Here is a 13,694-nt window from a genome sequence, read left to right on the forward strand (position 1 = left end):
GTCGGCGGCCGGTGGTCGGCGGCTTCGTGGCTCGCCCGGTCGGCGCGTTGTCTTGACCGGCAGCGTGTGCCGCGGTCCCGTCGACGTTTGCCTGACCTCCTTCTTACCGACTCTTTTCGTGGAGTGCGACATGTCGCAAGCGGATCTGGATAGTCTCGTGCCCGAAGTGGCGCCGCGCAACCGGCGTGATTTTCTGAAGACCGCGGTGGGCTCGGCGTTCGCCCTGGCGGTGCTGCCGGTTGCGGCGCAAACCATCACGACCGATACGCAGGGGCTCGACGCTGGCGAGGTCATGCTCGACGTGCCCGGCGTCAAGATGCCCGTCTACTACGCGAAGCCGGCAGGCAAGACGCATCTGCCCACGGTCGTCGTCGTCTCGGAGATCTTTGGCGTTCACCAGCACATTGCCGACATCTGCCGGCGTTTCGCCAAGCTCGGATATCTTGCGTTCGCGCCGGAACTGTTCGCGCGGGCGGGCGACCCGCAGTCGCTAGGCACGATCGCGGAGATTCAGTCGCAGATCGTCGCCAAGACGCCGGACAAGCAGGTGATGAGCGACATCGACGCGGCCGTGAAATGGGCGGTGGCCAACGGCGGCGACGAGAAGCGCCTCGGTATCACGGGTTTTTGCTGGGGTGGCCGCATCACTTGGCTCTACGACGCGCATAACCCGAACGTGAAGGCGGCCGTGGCGTGGTACGGACGCATCGTCGGCGACAAGAGCGCCAGTTTCCCGACCCATCCGATCGATGTCGCAGGCGCGCTGCACGGGCCGCTGCTCGGCCTGTACGGCGGCAAGGACACCGGCATTCCGGTGGCTAGCGTGGAGCAGGCGCAGGCGGCGCTGGCCAGAGGCAATGCGGCGTCGAAGGCCTCCGTGCTCAAGGTGTTTCCGAACTCCGGACACGCGTTCTTTGCCGATTACCGTGCGAGCTATGTCGAGGCGGACGCGAAGGAAGGCTGGTCGCTTGCGCTCGATTGGTTGCGCAAGCACGGGGTAGCCTGAAACGCGCGCGTTGGGTTTGAGCGGGGTAGGGGATCGGGCAAACCGCCGGAGTGCGGCGCAAGCGCAGCCCGGGCCGGGGATCGGGGGCGCTTGGTCCGCTTGGTCCGCTTGGTGTGCCTGGTGCGTTTGGTGTGACTCCGTCGCCTGCCACCAGCGGTTTGCCTGAGACGGCAAAAGCTGGTTAAATCCCCGGCTTGCCTGCGGGAGAATCGTCATCGACGCCATTTTTGTTTTCATCGTCATTGCCACGCTGGCTTCCGGCGTGCTGAGCCTCGCGGGGGCGGCGTCGCTGTCGCTCGGCTTGCTCTCGAAGTTCATCGACAAGATGGTCAGCTTTTCGGCGGGCGTGCTGCTCGGCACGGCCTTGCTGCATCTGCTGCCGGAGAGTCTGGAGTCGCACGTCGACGCGCACGTCATTACCCGCTGGCTGCTCGGCGGGTTGCTGGGCTTCTTCCTGCTCGAGAAACTGGCGCTGCTGCGCCACAGCCATCACCACGAAGGCGACGGGCATCATCACGAACACGGTCACGACGCGCATGAGGCGGGCAAGGGGGGCTGGATGATTCTCGTCGGCAGCGCCATCCACAATTTCGCCGACGGCGTGGTGATCGCGGCGGCCTTCCTTGCCGACCCGCGTCTGGGCGTGGCCGCGACGGTGTCGATCACCGTGCACGAGGTCGCGCACAAGCTCGGCGACTTCATGGTGTTGCTCAACGCGGGGTTCAGGCGCCGCAAGGCGCTGGTGCTCACGCTGGCTTCGAGTCTGACGGCGCTCGCCGGTGGCGTGCTCGGGTACTTCATGCTCGACCGGCTGCAGAGCCTCATTCCCTACCTGCTCGCGCTGGCGGCAAGCAGTTTCATCTACATCGCGGTGTCTGACCTGATGCCGCAGATGCAGCGGCGTACCTCGCCGCGCGACGCGCTGCCGCAAATCCTGCTCATTGCCGTGGGCCTCGCGCTCGTGGTGTGGCTCAACGGCCACGATCACGAGCACGGGCACGGGCACGGGCACGACCATGACCACGACAAGGGCGGCAGTGCGCTGGCGATGACGTCGTCGCCGGAGGCGATGAATCGCATTGCCGCCGCGGCTCGTTAAGCCCCGCCAAACCAGCCAGGCTCGCTACACCATTACGGCCATTATGGTCATTGCGGCGATGATGGCCATCATGGCCGATTACGGCTGGGCGCCGGTCGCGACGGGGCGACGCTTGTCCGCGCACCATTCGCTCCAGGATCCCGGATACAGGCTGGCGCCGTGCAGCCCGGCGATTTCCATCGCGAGCAGGTTATGGCACGCCGTCACTCCCGAGCCGCATTGGGAGATCACACGTTCGGGCTGGCGGTCCTTGCCGAGCACCTGAATGAACGCTTCGCGCAGGGCTGCCGCAGGCTTGAAGCGTCCGTCCGGGCCGAGATTGTCCTTGAAGAAACGATTCACGGCGCCCGGAATGTGGCCGCCGATCGGATCGAGCGTTTCGTTTTCGCCGCGGTAGCGCTCCGGCGCGCGCGCGTCGACCACCAGCCGCTCGTGCGAGCTCAGGTTGCGCTCGATGGCCGCGGCGTCGGCCGTGGTGGCGAGCGGCTCGCCCGGCGCGAAGTCGCCCTCGGGCGGTGCTTCGGGCGGCGCGGCATCGAGCTTGAAGCCGGCCGCGAGCCACGCCTGCAGCCCGCCGTCGAGCACGGCCACCGACTCGTGGCCAAGCCAGCGCAGCAGCCACCACAGGCGCGCGGCGTATATGCCGCCCTGGGCGTCGTAGGCAACGACCTGCTGACCCTTCGACAGCCCGCATGCCGCCAGGTGGCGGATGAGCGCGTCGCGATCGGGCAAGGGATGGCGGCCGTTCTTGCCCGTGGCCTGGCCCGACAGATCGCGTTCCAGATGCGCATAGAACGCGCCGAAGATGTGGCCGTCCACATAGGCCGTCTCGCCGGCCTTCGGATCGGCGAGATCGAAACGGCAATCGAAGATGATCACCGGGGCGCCGCCACCGGCGGCGGTTTGCATCAGCGCGTCCAGGTTTTGCGGGCTGATGAGCGTGGTGAAGTGCGTGTGAATCATGACGTCTCCGCAGACGGGCGTGGGGGAATCGTTCAGCGGGAACTGACCGAGCGGCTCGTCGGGAACGGTGGCGGCGTCAGGCTGGCCGAACGCGCGTGGCGTCGGCGGCGCCCGAAGGGCGATCTTGGCCGGGCGCAAGCCGCAACCCCGGATGACCGATCAGGTGGTGGCCGACGGGCGGCGCAGCGCCGTCATGCCGCTCAGCACGATGAGCAGCATGCCGATCCAGCCGGCCAGCGCGGGCCAGTCGTTCCAGACGAGCATGCTGATCAGTGTAGCGAAGATTACGCCGGAATATTGCAGATTCGCAGTCACGAGCGTGTTGCCGAGACTGAAGGCCCGCGTGAGCGCCGTCTGGGCGACGAGGGCGGCAATGCCCACGCCGAGCATCAGGCCGGTGCCGCGCCATGTGAGCGGGTGCAGGCCTTCGACCGCCACCCAACCCAGGCCCAGCAGCACGCCGCCCAGCGAAAAATAGAAGACGATGCGCCAGTCCGGCTCGCCGGCCGAGCCAAGTTCCTTCACCTGCATGTAGGCGATGGCGGAGAACACGCCCGAGACGACGCCCGCGACGCCGCCACCCCACGCCTGGCTGTCGATGGTCGGCTGCAACAGCAGCGCCACGCCGACAAAACCCGCGAAGATGGCCGCAACAAGCCGGAAGTCGGTGCGCAGGCTGCCGCGCATGGCCGCCGTCGCCATCACGATCAGCGAGATCCAGATCGGCGACATGTAGTTGAGCGTCATTGCGGTCGACAGCGGCAATTGCGTGAGCGAATAGAACCAGAGCCCGAGCGAGACGACGCCCGCAGCGCTGCGCTTGACGTGGGAGCCGAGGTGTCGCGTGCGGATCGTCTGGCCGCGCGCGCGCGAAATGATCAGCAGCACGATCACGCCGATCAGACTGCGGTAGAGAACGATTTCGCCGGTGTTGTACTCGTTTGCCGCCAGCTTGATGAATAGCCCCATCAACGTGAACATGAAGGCGGAGACCAACATCCAGAGCGATTGCATGGCGAATTGGGGCCGTTGGACGGCGAAGACTGCGAAGGCTGCGAAAGGCTCCAAAGGCGCGGCATGGAGCGACGAGAAAGCGACGGATGCCGATGCCGACGACGCTCACAGCCCGATTGGCTGCCGCAAGGTCATATGCAAAGCATGGCGACGATTCTAACGAAAACGGCGGGCACCTGGCCCGCCGTCTCGCGATTTTTTCGGCAAATATTTAATTCAGTCTCGCCCGCGCCACAGCAGCGCCACATTAGCGCCACATTAGTGCCACAGCAGCCAACGCGGCCCCCGCGCGGGCCTTGCCCGCTTCTCGTCCGGTGAGACAGTTCCGCCCGCCGTCCACCGTGGCCCGAATGCCGCGATGCCTGCCGCGATGCGCTCAGAAGTCGCCCATCTGGCGACGCAGGAACTCGTGGAAGTGCTGCATGCCGTCTTCCATCGGGCTCTGGTACGGGCCGACTTCCGAGACGCCGCGCTCGAACAGGGCGCGGCGCCCGGCGTCCATGCGCTCGGCGATCTCGTCGTCCTCGCGGGCCGTCTCCATGTAGGCGGCTCGCTCGGCCTCGATGAACTCGCGTTCGAACAGCGCGATTTCCTCGGGGTAATAGAATTCGACGATATTCGTCGTTTTTTGCGGCCCGCGCGGAATCAGCCAGGACACCACGAGCACGTGCGGATACCACTCGATCATCAGGTGCGGGTAGTACACCATCCAGATCGCGCCGAACTCCGGCGGCACGCCTTCGCGGTAACGCAGCAGCACGTCGTGCCACTTGCGATAGATCGGGCTGCCGGGCTTGGCGAGGCCGTTGTGCACGCCGACCGTCTGCACGCTGTACCAGTCACCGAATTCCCAGCGCAGATCGTCGCAGGACACGAAGCTGCCCAGGCCGGGATGGAACGGCACGACATGGTAGTCCTCGAGATAAACCTCGATGAACGTCTTCCAGTTGTAGTTGCATTCATGCACTTCGACGTGATCGAACATGAAGTCCGAGAAGTCGAGATGCTGCTTGACGCCCAGTCGTGCGAGGTCAGCCTGCACGTTGCGGCCTTCGGCCTCGAACAGCAGGCCGTTCCAGCGTTGCAGCGGGAACTTGCCGAGGTTCAGGCAGGGTTTTTCGGGGAAATGCGGCGCACCGAGCAGTTCGCCCTTCGTGTCGTAGGTCCAGCGGTGCAACGGGCACACGATGTTGCGCGCGTTGCCGCGACCATTGAGCATGACCGCCTGACGATGGCGGCAGACGTTCGAGAGCAGTTCGATCCCGCCATGCTCGCCCGCGCCGTTGCGAACCAGCATGCGACCTTCTTGCTCGGCCGGCAGGGCGAAATAGTCGCCCGCTTCCGGCACCATCAGTTCGTGGCCCACGTAGCGGGGGCCATGTTTGAAGAGGACTTCACGTTCGCGGGCGAGAAGGGCCTCGTCGAAGTACGTGTAGACCGGCAGTTGGCTCGAGGCCGGTTTCAGTTGCAAAGCGCTGCTTAGATTGGACATTCCCACTCCCGTCGAGCTTGAAAGCAGTGAACTACCCAACCATCGAAAAATCGATTTAGGGGAACCGACGATTATACCCGGTATGCGTGGGGCGGGGCTGCTAAGTCCATGATTTACGTTAAATATTGTCCGAAAAAAGTCATCGCAGGCAGTTTTGAGGCAATTTACGCGCTGCGAGCTATCGAGCTTTTGCCGTAAAATGGAACATTCGACCCGAATTTCGCGTTTATGGCCAAGACTGCAAAGTCGCAAGACGCGGCGACCGACGTGCCGCAAGACCTGCCCGAGACCTACGAGGCCGCGCTCGCCGAGCTCGAACGCCTGGTGGGCCGCATGGAGGGCGGTGAGCTGGGGCTGGAGGAATCGCTCGGCGCATACCGCCGCGGCGCCGTCCTGGTGAAGTACTGCCAGGGCCTGCTCGAGAAGGTGGAGCAACAGGTGAAGGTGCTCGAAGGCGAGACGCTCAAGCCGCTCGACGCGACGCGCGACGAGTAACGACCCGGCGGCCCGGGAGGGCTCCCGGGGCGACCCAATAACACGCACGGCCTGAAGGGTACGTGCAGGACGAAGACGATGGCGGATCAGAATATCAAGGCCTGGATGCAGGCGGTACAGGCCCGTGTGGAGCAGGCGCTCGACGCCGCGCTGCCCAAGGCGGCCGATGGCGGCTCGGCGCGGCTCAACGAAGCAATGCGATATGCCGTGCTCGGCGGCGGCAAGCGCGTGCGTCCGCTGCTGTGCTTCGCGGCGGGGGAAGTGACGCAGGCGAGCGAGTCGGCGCTCCTTCGCGCCGCGTGCGCGGTGGAAATGATCCACGCCTACTCGCTGGTGCACGACGACCTGCCGTGCATGGATGACGACGATCTGCGCCGCGGCAAGCCCACGGTGCATGTGCAGTACGACGAAGCGACCGGCCTGCTGGCGGGCGACGCATTGCAGACGCAGGCGTTCGTGCGGCTCGGCGAAGCCACGGCGGACCTGAGCGCGGCGCAATCGCTCGCGCTGGTCCATGAACTGGCGATGGCCTCGGGCGCGCTCGGCATGGCCGGCGGCCAGGCGATCGATCTGGAGAGCGTCGGCGTCAAGCTCACGCAGCCGCAACTGGAGACCATGCACCGCCTGAAGACCGGCGCGCTGCTGCGGGCGTCGTTGCGCATGGGCGCCATCTGCGGCCGTGCGTTGACCGACGACGAGACCGTGGCGCTCGACGCGTATGCGGCCGCCGTCGGCCTTGCCTTCCAGGTAGTGGACGACATTCTCGACGCGAGCGCCGACTCGGCCACGCTCGGCAAGACGGCGGGCAAGGACGCCGCCAACGATAAGCCGACCTACGTGTCGCTCATGGGCCTCGAGGGCGCGCGCGCCTACGCTGAAAAGCTGCGCGCCGACGCGCACGCGGCGAGCGCGTCGCTTGGCAACGCGGACCGTCTGCGCGCGCTGGCCGACTACGTGGTCGATCGCATCAACTGAGTGGCGTGCGAGCGGCGTGCGCCGCGCGCACGATGGGTTCAGGAAGCCCCGGGCAGTCGCGGATCGCGAGGCCGCGGGGCGATTGCAGTAGATACAAGCAAGGGGCAAGGAGGGTCGGCGCAATCTCCCCACAGAACGCCGGCAGGAGATCGGGGCCAGTGCACAGGGGGCGCTGCCCGGTAAAACGCCTATATATGGAACGACGATGTACGAACTGTTAAATACCATCGATGACCCGGCTGCGTTGCGGCGTCTGGAGCGTCGCCAACTTGCGCCGCTGGCCGAAGAGCTGCGCGCCTTCGTGCTCGAGAGCGTGTCGCGTACCGGCGGGCACCTGTCGTCCAACCTCGGCACGGTCGAGTTGACGATCGCGTTGCACTACGTCTTCAACACGCCGGAAGATCGCATCGTCTGGGACGTGGGGCACCAAAGCTATCCGCACAAGATCCTCACCGGACGCCGCGAGGCAATGGCCACGCTGCGCCAGCTCGGCGGCATCTCCGGTTTCCCGAAGCGCGACGAGTCACCCTACGACACATTCGGCACGGCGCACTCGAGCACGTCGATTTCGGCCGCGCTCGGCATGGCGCTGGGCGCGCGCACGAAGGGCGAGAACCGCTTCGGCATTGCCGTGATCGGCGATGGCGCAATGACCGCGGGCATGGCCTTCGAGGCGATGAACAATGCGGGCGTGCACGAAGACGTGCCGCTGCTCGTCATCCTGAACGACAACGACATGTCGATCTCGCCGCCGGTCGGCGCGCTCAACCGCTACCTGGCCCGCCTGATGTCCGGCCGCTTCTACGCGGCAGCGAAAAAGGGCGTGGAGAAGGTGCTGAGCGTGGCGCCGCCTGTGCTCGAGCTGGCGCGCAAGTTCGAGGAACACGCCAAGGGCATGGTCGTGCCGGCAACGATGTTCGAAGAGTTCGGCTTCAACTACATCGGCCCGATCGACGGTCACGACCTCGACTCGCTCATTCCGACGCTCGAGAACATCAAGAATCTGAAGGGACCGCAGTTCCTGCACGTCGTCACGCGCAAGGGGTACGGCTACAAGCTGGCGGAAGCCGATCCGGTGCTCTATCACGGCCCGGGCAAGTTCAACCCGGCCGAAGGCATCAAGCCGAGCACGAACAGCAAGAAGACATACACGCAGGTGTTCGGCGAATGGCTGTGCGATATGGCGGCGGCGGACGAACGCGTGGTGGGCATCACGCCGGCCATGCGCGAAGGCTCCGGCCTGGTGGAGTTCGAAAAGCGCTTCCCGGAGCGCTACTACGACGTCGGCATTGCCGAGCAGCACGCGGTGACGTTCGCCGGCGGCATGGCGACCGAAGGGCTCAGGCCGGTCGTGGCGATCTATTCCACATTCCTGCAACGCGGCTACGATCAACTGATTCACGACGTGGCGCTGCAGAATCTGCCGGTGCTCTTCGCGCTTGACCGCTCGGGCCTCGTGGGCGCGGACGGCGCGACGCACGCCGGCGCGTATGACGTGGCCTATCTGCGCTGCATCCCGAACATGGTGGTGATGGCGCCGTCGGACGAAAACGAATGCCGCCAGATGCTCTACACGGGCGTGCAGATCGACGGGCCCTCGGCCGTGCGCTACCCGCGCGGCGCGGGCACGGGCGCGGCAATCGAGCCGACGATGACGGCGCTGCCGATTGGCAAGGGCGTCGTGCGCCGAGAGGGGCACGCCGAAGCGGGGCGCCGTGTGGCGATTCTGGCGTTTGGCAGCATGGTGGCGCCGGCGCTCAAGGCGGCGGAGCAACTGGACGCCACGGTGGCGGACATGCGCTTCGTCAAGCCGATCGATGACGAACTGATCGCGCGCCTGGCGCAGACGCACGACTATCTCGTGACGGTCGAGGAAGGCTGCATCATGGGTGGCGCGGGCTCGGCTGTAGCGGAATCCCTGCTCGCGGGTGGGGTTACTCGCCCCGTACTACAATTGGGCCTGCCCGATCGCTTCATCGATCACGGCGACCCGGCATTGTTGCTCGCGTCGGTCGGTCTGGACGCGGCGGGCATTGCGAAGTCGATCTGCGCGCGCTTCGACCTGCAGCCGGTGGCGCAGGACCAGGGCGCGCACACGACGCAGAAGGCCACGAAACTCGTCGCCTGAGCGTCCGGCAGTTCTCGACATTCGAACGATCCGGCTCGCACGCCGGATCGTTTGCGTTTTGGTGCTCGTGTTTCTGTGCTCGTGTTTCTGTGCTCGTGTGTTTGATGCCCGTGCTTTGAAGTCCGCCGTTTCATGCGTGCCGGGGCTCCCCGGCATATTCCCGATGACACTCGCCGCAGGCTCGCGCGTCGTGCGTCGGATACGTTTGCCCATTGCCTCCCCCCCAGTCGGCTTGCCGGCAAAGAAGGATAATTCGATGAACCAGATGAACCCCGCTTTCGTAATGCCGGACGTGCAAAGCAGCGTCGACACCCGGCAGATTCCGATTCAGCGCGTCGGTGTGCGCGGTGTGCGCCATCCGCTGTCGGTGCGCCTGGCCGGCGGCGAAGTGCAGGCCACGGTGGGCCTGTTCAATCTCGACGTGCATCTGCCTGCCGACCAGAAGGGCACGCACATGTCGCGCTTCGTGGCGTTGCTCGAAGCGCATCGCGCGCCGCTCGACATGAGCGCGTTTCGCGCGATGCTCGGCGACATGCTCGGCAAGCTCGAAGCCGAGGCCGGTCGCATCGAAGTCACGTTCCCATACTTCATCAACAAGACGGCGCCCGTCTCCGGTGTGCAGAGCCTGCTCGACTACGAAGTGACGCTCACCGGCGACGTGCGCAACGGCGTTACGCGCGTGTGGCTCAAGGTGCTCGTGCCCGTCACCAGTCTGTGCCCGTGCTCGAAGAAGATCTCGCAGTACGGCGCACACAACCAGCGCTCGCACATCACGATCGACGCCGAAGTGTCGGAAGACATCGCCGTCGAGGAACTCGTGCGGATGGCCGAGGAAGAGGCTTCCTGCGAGCTGTGGGGACTGCTCAAGCGTCCGGACGAGAAGTTCGTGACCGAGCGCGCCTACGAGAATCCGAAGTTCGTGGAAGACCTCGTGCGCGATGTGGCGACCCGTCTGAACAACGAGCCGCGGGTGCTCGCCTACGTGCTCCAGGCCGAGAACTTCGAATCGATTCACAACCACAGCGCCTACGCCGTGATCGAGCGCGACAAGCGTCTGGCCTGACGGGGGCGCTCCCTCTCCTGCGGGACGGGCGCAAGGCAAAAAAACCGCTCTCACGAGCGGTTTTTTTATTGTCCGACGGTCTCTGCCGCCGCAGCGGCGGGGAGTGCCCTGGCTCTCAGGCGCTGCGCACGATGTCGGCAAGATCCCAGCGCGGACGCACGGTGTACGCGTACTCGCTGTCAGCCTCGTCCGGCCAGTGCTTCAGGCGCATGGCGCCGGCGAAGGCGATCATGGCGCCGTTGTCGGTGCAGAACGCGAGGTCGGGGTAATGCACGCGGTAGCCGCGTCGGCGCGCCGCTTCGTTCAGGCCGGCGCGCAGTTGCGCGTTCGCGCCGACGCCGCCCGCCACGACCAGCGTTTTCATGCCGGTCTGCTTGAGCGCGGCCATCGACTTGGACACGAGCACGTCGACGATGGCATCGACGAAGGCGCGCGCGAGATCGGCTTTCTCTTGCTCGCACACGTTGCCGCCGAGATGGCGCACCTGCGTGAGCACGGCCGTTTTCAGGCCGCTGAAGCTGAAGTCGAGATTTCCCGAGTGTTTCATCGGGCGCGGCAGATCGTAGCGTCCCGGGGTGCCGAAGTCGGCCAGTCGCGAGACGGCCGGCCCGCCCGGATACCCGAGGCCAAGCAGCTTGGCCGTCTTGTCGAAGGCTTCGCCGGCGGCGTCGTCGAGCGTCTCGCCGAGCATGGCGTACTGGCCGAACGCCCGCACTTCCATCAACTGCGTGTGTCCGCCGGAGACCAGCAGGGCGACGAACGGGAAGCTGGGGGCGTCCGGTGCGAGCAGCGGGGAGAGCAGATGACCCTCGAGGTGATGCACGCCGACGACCGGCCGGTCCAGCGCGAAGGCGAGGGCGTTGGCCACGCTGGCCCCGACGAGCAGCGCCCCGGCAAGTCCGGGGCCTTGTGTGTAGGCGACCGCGTCGATGGCGCCAAGCGGCTTCCCGGCACGGGCGAGCACTTCCTCGGCGAGCGGCAGGGCGCGACGAATGTGGTCGCGCGAGGCCAGCTCGGGGACGACCCCGCCGTACTCGCGGTGCATGGCGATTTGCGAGTGCAGCGCATGCGAGAGCAGGCCCGCCTCCGTGTCGTACAGGGCGAGTCCGGTCTCGTCGCAGGAGCTTTCAATGCCTAGAACCAGCATGACGGGGAAGAGATGCGCACGGCGTCAATGAGTGGGACAACCGGGAAGTATATCAGCCGGCCCATCCGCCCGCCGGTTACAATGCGCGCCATGGAAAAGTTCGATGTGGCGATTGTGGGCGCCGGCGCAGCCGGCCTGATGTGTGCGGCCGTGGCGGGGCAGTTGGGGCTGCGCGTGGTGCTCATCGACCACGCGACGCGTCTCGCCGAGAAGATTCGGATCTCCGGCGGCGGGCGCTGCAATTTCACCAACATCAACGCGGGGCCGGGAAACTATCTGTCCGAGAACCCGCGCTTTTGCCGCTCCGCGCTGGCTCGCTATACGCCGCGCGATTTCCTCGATCTGCTGGCTCGCCATGGCATTGCGTGGCACGAGAAGCACCGCGGACAGCTTTTCTGCGACGAAAGCGCGGAAGACATCATCGAAATGCTTCGCAGGGAGTGTGCGGCCGGGCGCGTCCACTGGCGCATGCCGTGCGCCGTGCATACCGTCGCCCATACCGCGGCGGGCGGCGCGCATCCCTATCACCTGACGACGGATGCGGGGCATATTGCCGCGAAACGCCTGGTCGTGGCCACCGGCGGGCTCTCGATTCCGAAGATCGGGGCGACGGACTGGGGGTATCGGATCGCGCGTCAATTCGGGCTGGAGATCGTCGAGCCGCGTCCGGCGTTGGTGCCGCTCATGTTCGACGCTTCGACGTGGGCGCCGTTTACCGGGCTGTCGGGACTGTCGCTCGAAGTGGACGTGAGCACCGGCAAGGGCAGGGACGCCGGCAATTTCCTCGAAGACCTGCTCTTTACACACCGCGGGCTGTCGGGGCCGGCCATCCTGCAGATCTCGAGCTTCTGGACGCCGGGCCAGTCCATTACGCTGAATCTGGCGCCGACGTTCGATATCGAGGCGGCGCTCTTCGAGGCGAAGGCCGCGTCCCGGCGTCAACTCGGCAACCTGCTGGCGCAGTGGGTGCCGGCGAGATTGGCCGAAGCCTGGGTCGCCAACAGCGGCCTCTCGCCGCAGGCGCGCATGCAGGAACTGTCCGACAAGGCGCTGCGCGCGCTCGCCCAGGCGTTTTCCGGCTGGACGCTCAAGCCCTGCGGCTCGGAGGGCTGGCGCAAGGCGGAAGTCACGCGCGGAGGGGTCGACACGCGCGCGCTGTCGTCCGCGACGCTTGAGGCCCGAACGCAGCCGGGTCTGCACTTCATCGGCGAAGTGGTCGACGTCACGGGCTGGCTCGGCGGCTATAACTTCCAGTGGGCGTGGGCGTCGGCCGTGGCCTGCGCGCGAGCGATGTCCGAAGGCATGCGAGCGGGGCAGGCGGGAGGCGACGCACGTTCATAGACGATCGCTGGTGCACTGTGGTACGCTCTTTCCTTCGTGGAGACGGCTGAAAAATCGCACTTTTTGGCGTTCTGGCTCGTTTTGGGTCGTTTTTGGGGCGTTTTTGGCTCGTTTTGGGGTCGTTTTTGGGGTGTCCCGGTTGTCGTGGCGGCGCTTGGGCTCGCTTGTGGTCCTCCGGTGCGCTGGCAACGCCGCGTGGCGGTCGAAAAATGGGCTGGAACGGGCTGAAATGGGCTGGAAGGGGCCGATATGAGCTGGAATGGGCCGATATGGGCCGCAAGGCGATCCAGGAGCGTCCGAATCCGCGTCGAACCCGCTTGTGATCGTGCATGCGATCGTCCCAGTCAAGCGGGTTTTTGTGCTTTGTGCGTCTCGAGTGCGCCTGTGCCGGCATCCCGGCTGCGCGCGCGAGCGCCGCATGCCACATGCGAGTCGCCCTTTTCTTTGGGGCGGCATGCACTACACTGAAACGTATTCGAATTCCGGAATCCCTGCTCATGAGTCTTAAAGAACGCATCAACGAGGACATGAAGACGGCCATGCGCGCCAAGGCCGCCGACAAATTGGGGACCATCCGACTGCTGCTCGCGGCAATCAAACAAAAGGAAGTCGACGAGCGCATCACTCTCGATGACACCGCTGTCATCGCCGTTGTCGACAAGCTGATCAAGCAACGCAAGGATTCCATCAGCCAGTTCGAGGCTGCCGGTCGCCAGGATCTGGCCGACAAGGAGGCCGCCGAACTCGCCGTTCTCCAGGTCTACATGCCGCAGCAGCTCTCGGCGGACGAAGTTGCGCAGGCCGTCAAGGCGGCCGTGGCGCAGACGGGCGCCGCCGGCCCCCAGGACATGGGCAAGGTGATGGGCGTGCTCAAGGGCCAGTTGGCCGGCCGGGCCGACATGACGGTCGTGTCCGCGCAGGTGAAGGCGGCGTTGGCTGCGTAATCGGGTAGTGCGGCCGGCGCCCGTGCG

The 13,694-nt window shown here is 65.8% G+C and carries 12 protein-coding genes; 8 read left to right on the forward strand and 4 right to left on the reverse strand.

Translation table 11 applies throughout. The annotated features are described in order from the left end of the window. Nucleotides 1-130 precede the first annotated feature (130 nt). Together PNO31109_RS18035 and PNO31109_RS18040 are read left to right on the forward strand one after the other, a co-directional pair. Nucleotides 131-1,006 carry a dienelactone hydrolase family protein gene (locus PNO31109_RS18035; protein ID WP_150556839.1) on the forward strand — a complete coding sequence of 292 codons (876 nt, stop codon included), beginning with the start codon at nucleotides 131-133 and terminating at the stop codon, nucleotides 1,004-1,006. A 208-nt stretch (nucleotides 1,007-1,214) separates the two neighbouring features. Next, nucleotides 1,215-2,105, forward strand: a complete 891-nt coding sequence (locus PNO31109_RS18040) for a ZIP family metal transporter (protein WP_174966455.1) — start codon at nucleotides 1,215-1,217, stop codon at nucleotides 2,103-2,105. A gap of 78 nt (nucleotides 2,106-2,183) precedes the next feature. On the opposite strand, the gene PNO31109_RS18045 is transcribed toward PNO31109_RS18040, so the two are convergent. The 3 genes from PNO31109_RS18045 to PNO31109_RS18055 form a co-directional block, all read right to left on the reverse strand. After that, nucleotides 2,184-3,068 carry a sulfurtransferase gene (locus PNO31109_RS18045; protein WP_150556841.1) on the reverse strand — a complete coding sequence of 295 codons (885 nt, stop codon included), beginning with the start codon at nucleotides 3,066-3,068 and terminating at the stop codon, nucleotides 2,184-2,186. Nucleotides 3,069-3,227: 159 nt separating this feature from the next. After that, entirely contained in the window at nucleotides 3,228-4,082 is an 855-nt protein-coding gene (locus PNO31109_RS18050) for a DMT family transporter (protein ID WP_150556842.1), read from the reverse strand. A gap of 376 nt (nucleotides 4,083-4,458) precedes the next feature. Then, the gene (locus PNO31109_RS18055) at nucleotides 4,459-5,574 is read right to left on the reverse strand and encodes an aromatic ring-hydroxylating oxygenase subunit alpha (RefSeq protein ID WP_150556843.1); all 1,116 of its coding nucleotides are present in this window, start codon (nucleotides 5,572-5,574) and stop codon (nucleotides 4,459-4,461) included. Between the two features lie 228 nt (nucleotides 5,575-5,802). Between PNO31109_RS18055 and PNO31109_RS18060 the strand changes: the two genes are divergently transcribed. From PNO31109_RS18060 to folE2, 4 genes are all read left to right on the forward strand, one after another. After that, nucleotides 5,803-6,069, forward strand: a complete 267-nt coding sequence (locus tag PNO31109_RS18060) for an exodeoxyribonuclease VII small subunit (protein ID WP_150556844.1) — start codon at nucleotides 5,803-5,805, stop codon at nucleotides 6,067-6,069. Between the two features lie 78 nt (nucleotides 6,070-6,147). Continuing rightward, nucleotides 6,148-7,044: a polyprenyl synthetase family protein gene (locus PNO31109_RS18065; protein ID WP_174966453.1), complete on the forward strand. Its 897-nt coding sequence runs from the start codon at nucleotides 6,148-6,150 to the stop codon at nucleotides 7,042-7,044. Between the two features lie 205 nt (nucleotides 7,045-7,249). Next, on the forward strand, nucleotides 7,250-9,172 hold the full coding sequence (dxs, locus tag PNO31109_RS18070; RefSeq protein ID WP_150556845.1) for a 1-deoxy-D-xylulose-5-phosphate synthase: 1,923 nt from the start codon (nucleotides 7,250-7,252) through the stop codon (nucleotides 9,170-9,172). Between the two features lie 256 nt (nucleotides 9,173-9,428). Then, nucleotides 9,429-10,235, forward strand: a complete 807-nt coding sequence (gene folE2, locus PNO31109_RS18075; protein WP_150556846.1) for a GTP cyclohydrolase FolE2 — start codon at nucleotides 9,429-9,431, stop codon at nucleotides 10,233-10,235. Nucleotides 10,236-10,350: 115 nt separating this feature from the next. On the opposite strand, the gene tsaD is transcribed toward folE2, so the two are convergent. Next, a complete protein-coding gene (gene tsaD, locus PNO31109_RS18080; protein ID WP_150556847.1) occupies nucleotides 10,351-11,382 on the reverse strand; it encodes a tRNA (adenosine(37)-N6)-threonylcarbamoyltransferase complex transferase subunit TsaD in 1,032 nt (343 codons plus the stop codon). 90 nt (nucleotides 11,383-11,472) lie between these two features. Here tsaD and PNO31109_RS18085 point away from each other — a divergent pair, with 90 nt between their 5' ends. Beyond that, entirely contained in the window at nucleotides 11,473-12,723 is a 1,251-nt protein-coding gene (locus PNO31109_RS18085) for a BaiN/RdsA family NAD(P)/FAD-dependent oxidoreductase (protein WP_150556848.1), read from the forward strand. 497 nt (nucleotides 12,724-13,220) lie between these two features. Next, the gene (locus PNO31109_RS18090; protein ID WP_150556849.1) at nucleotides 13,221-13,667 is read left to right on the forward strand and encodes a GatB/YqeY domain-containing protein; all 447 of its coding nucleotides are present in this window, start codon (nucleotides 13,221-13,223) and stop codon (nucleotides 13,665-13,667) included. The last annotated feature ends 27 nt before the right edge of the window (nucleotides 13,668-13,694 follow it).

This window comes from Pandoraea nosoerga (assembly GCF_902459585.1).
In the GTDB taxonomy this organism is placed as follows: Bacteria; Pseudomonadota; Gammaproteobacteria; order Burkholderiales; family Burkholderiaceae; genus Pandoraea; species Pandoraea nosoerga.

What these genes read in the sequence shown, in the direction of transcription:
- PNO31109_RS18055 (WP_150556843.1), bottom strand. Translation starts at nt 5,574, where the DNA reads ATGTCCAATCTAAGCAGCGCTTTGCAACTGAAACCGGCCTCGAGCCAA.
- folE2 (WP_150556846.1), top strand. Translation starts at nt 9,429, where the DNA reads ATGAACCAGATGAACCCCGCTTTCGTAATGCCGGACGTGCAAAGCAGC.
- PNO31109_RS18060 (WP_150556844.1), top strand. Translation starts at nt 5,803, where the DNA reads ATGGCCAAGACTGCAAAGTCGCAAGACGCGGCGACCGACGTGCCGCAA.
- PNO31109_RS18035 (WP_150556839.1), top strand. Translation starts at nt 131, where the DNA reads ATGTCGCAAGCGGATCTGGATAGTCTCGTGCCCGAAGTGGCGCCGCGC.
- tsaD (WP_150556847.1), bottom strand. Translation starts at nt 11,382, where the DNA reads ATGCTGGTTCTAGGCATTGAAAGCTCCTGCGACGAGACCGGACTCGCC.
- PNO31109_RS18085 (WP_150556848.1), top strand. Translation starts at nt 11,473, where the DNA reads ATGGAAAAGTTCGATGTGGCGATTGTGGGCGCCGGCGCAGCCGGCCTG.
- dxs (WP_150556845.1), top strand. Translation starts at nt 7,250, where the DNA reads ATGTACGAACTGTTAAATACCATCGATGACCCGGCTGCGTTGCGGCGT.
- PNO31109_RS18065 (WP_174966453.1), top strand. Translation starts at nt 6,148, where the DNA reads ATGGCGGATCAGAATATCAAGGCCTGGATGCAGGCGGTACAGGCCCGT.
- PNO31109_RS18045 (WP_150556841.1), bottom strand. Translation starts at nt 3,068, where the DNA reads ATGATTCACACGCACTTCACCACGCTCATCAGCCCGCAAAACCTGGAC.
- PNO31109_RS18050 (WP_150556842.1), bottom strand. Translation starts at nt 4,082, where the DNA reads ATGCAATCGCTCTGGATGTTGGTCTCCGCCTTCATGTTCACGTTGATG.
- PNO31109_RS18090 (WP_150556849.1), top strand. Translation starts at nt 13,221, where the DNA reads ATGAGTCTTAAAGAACGCATCAACGAGGACATGAAGACGGCCATGCGC.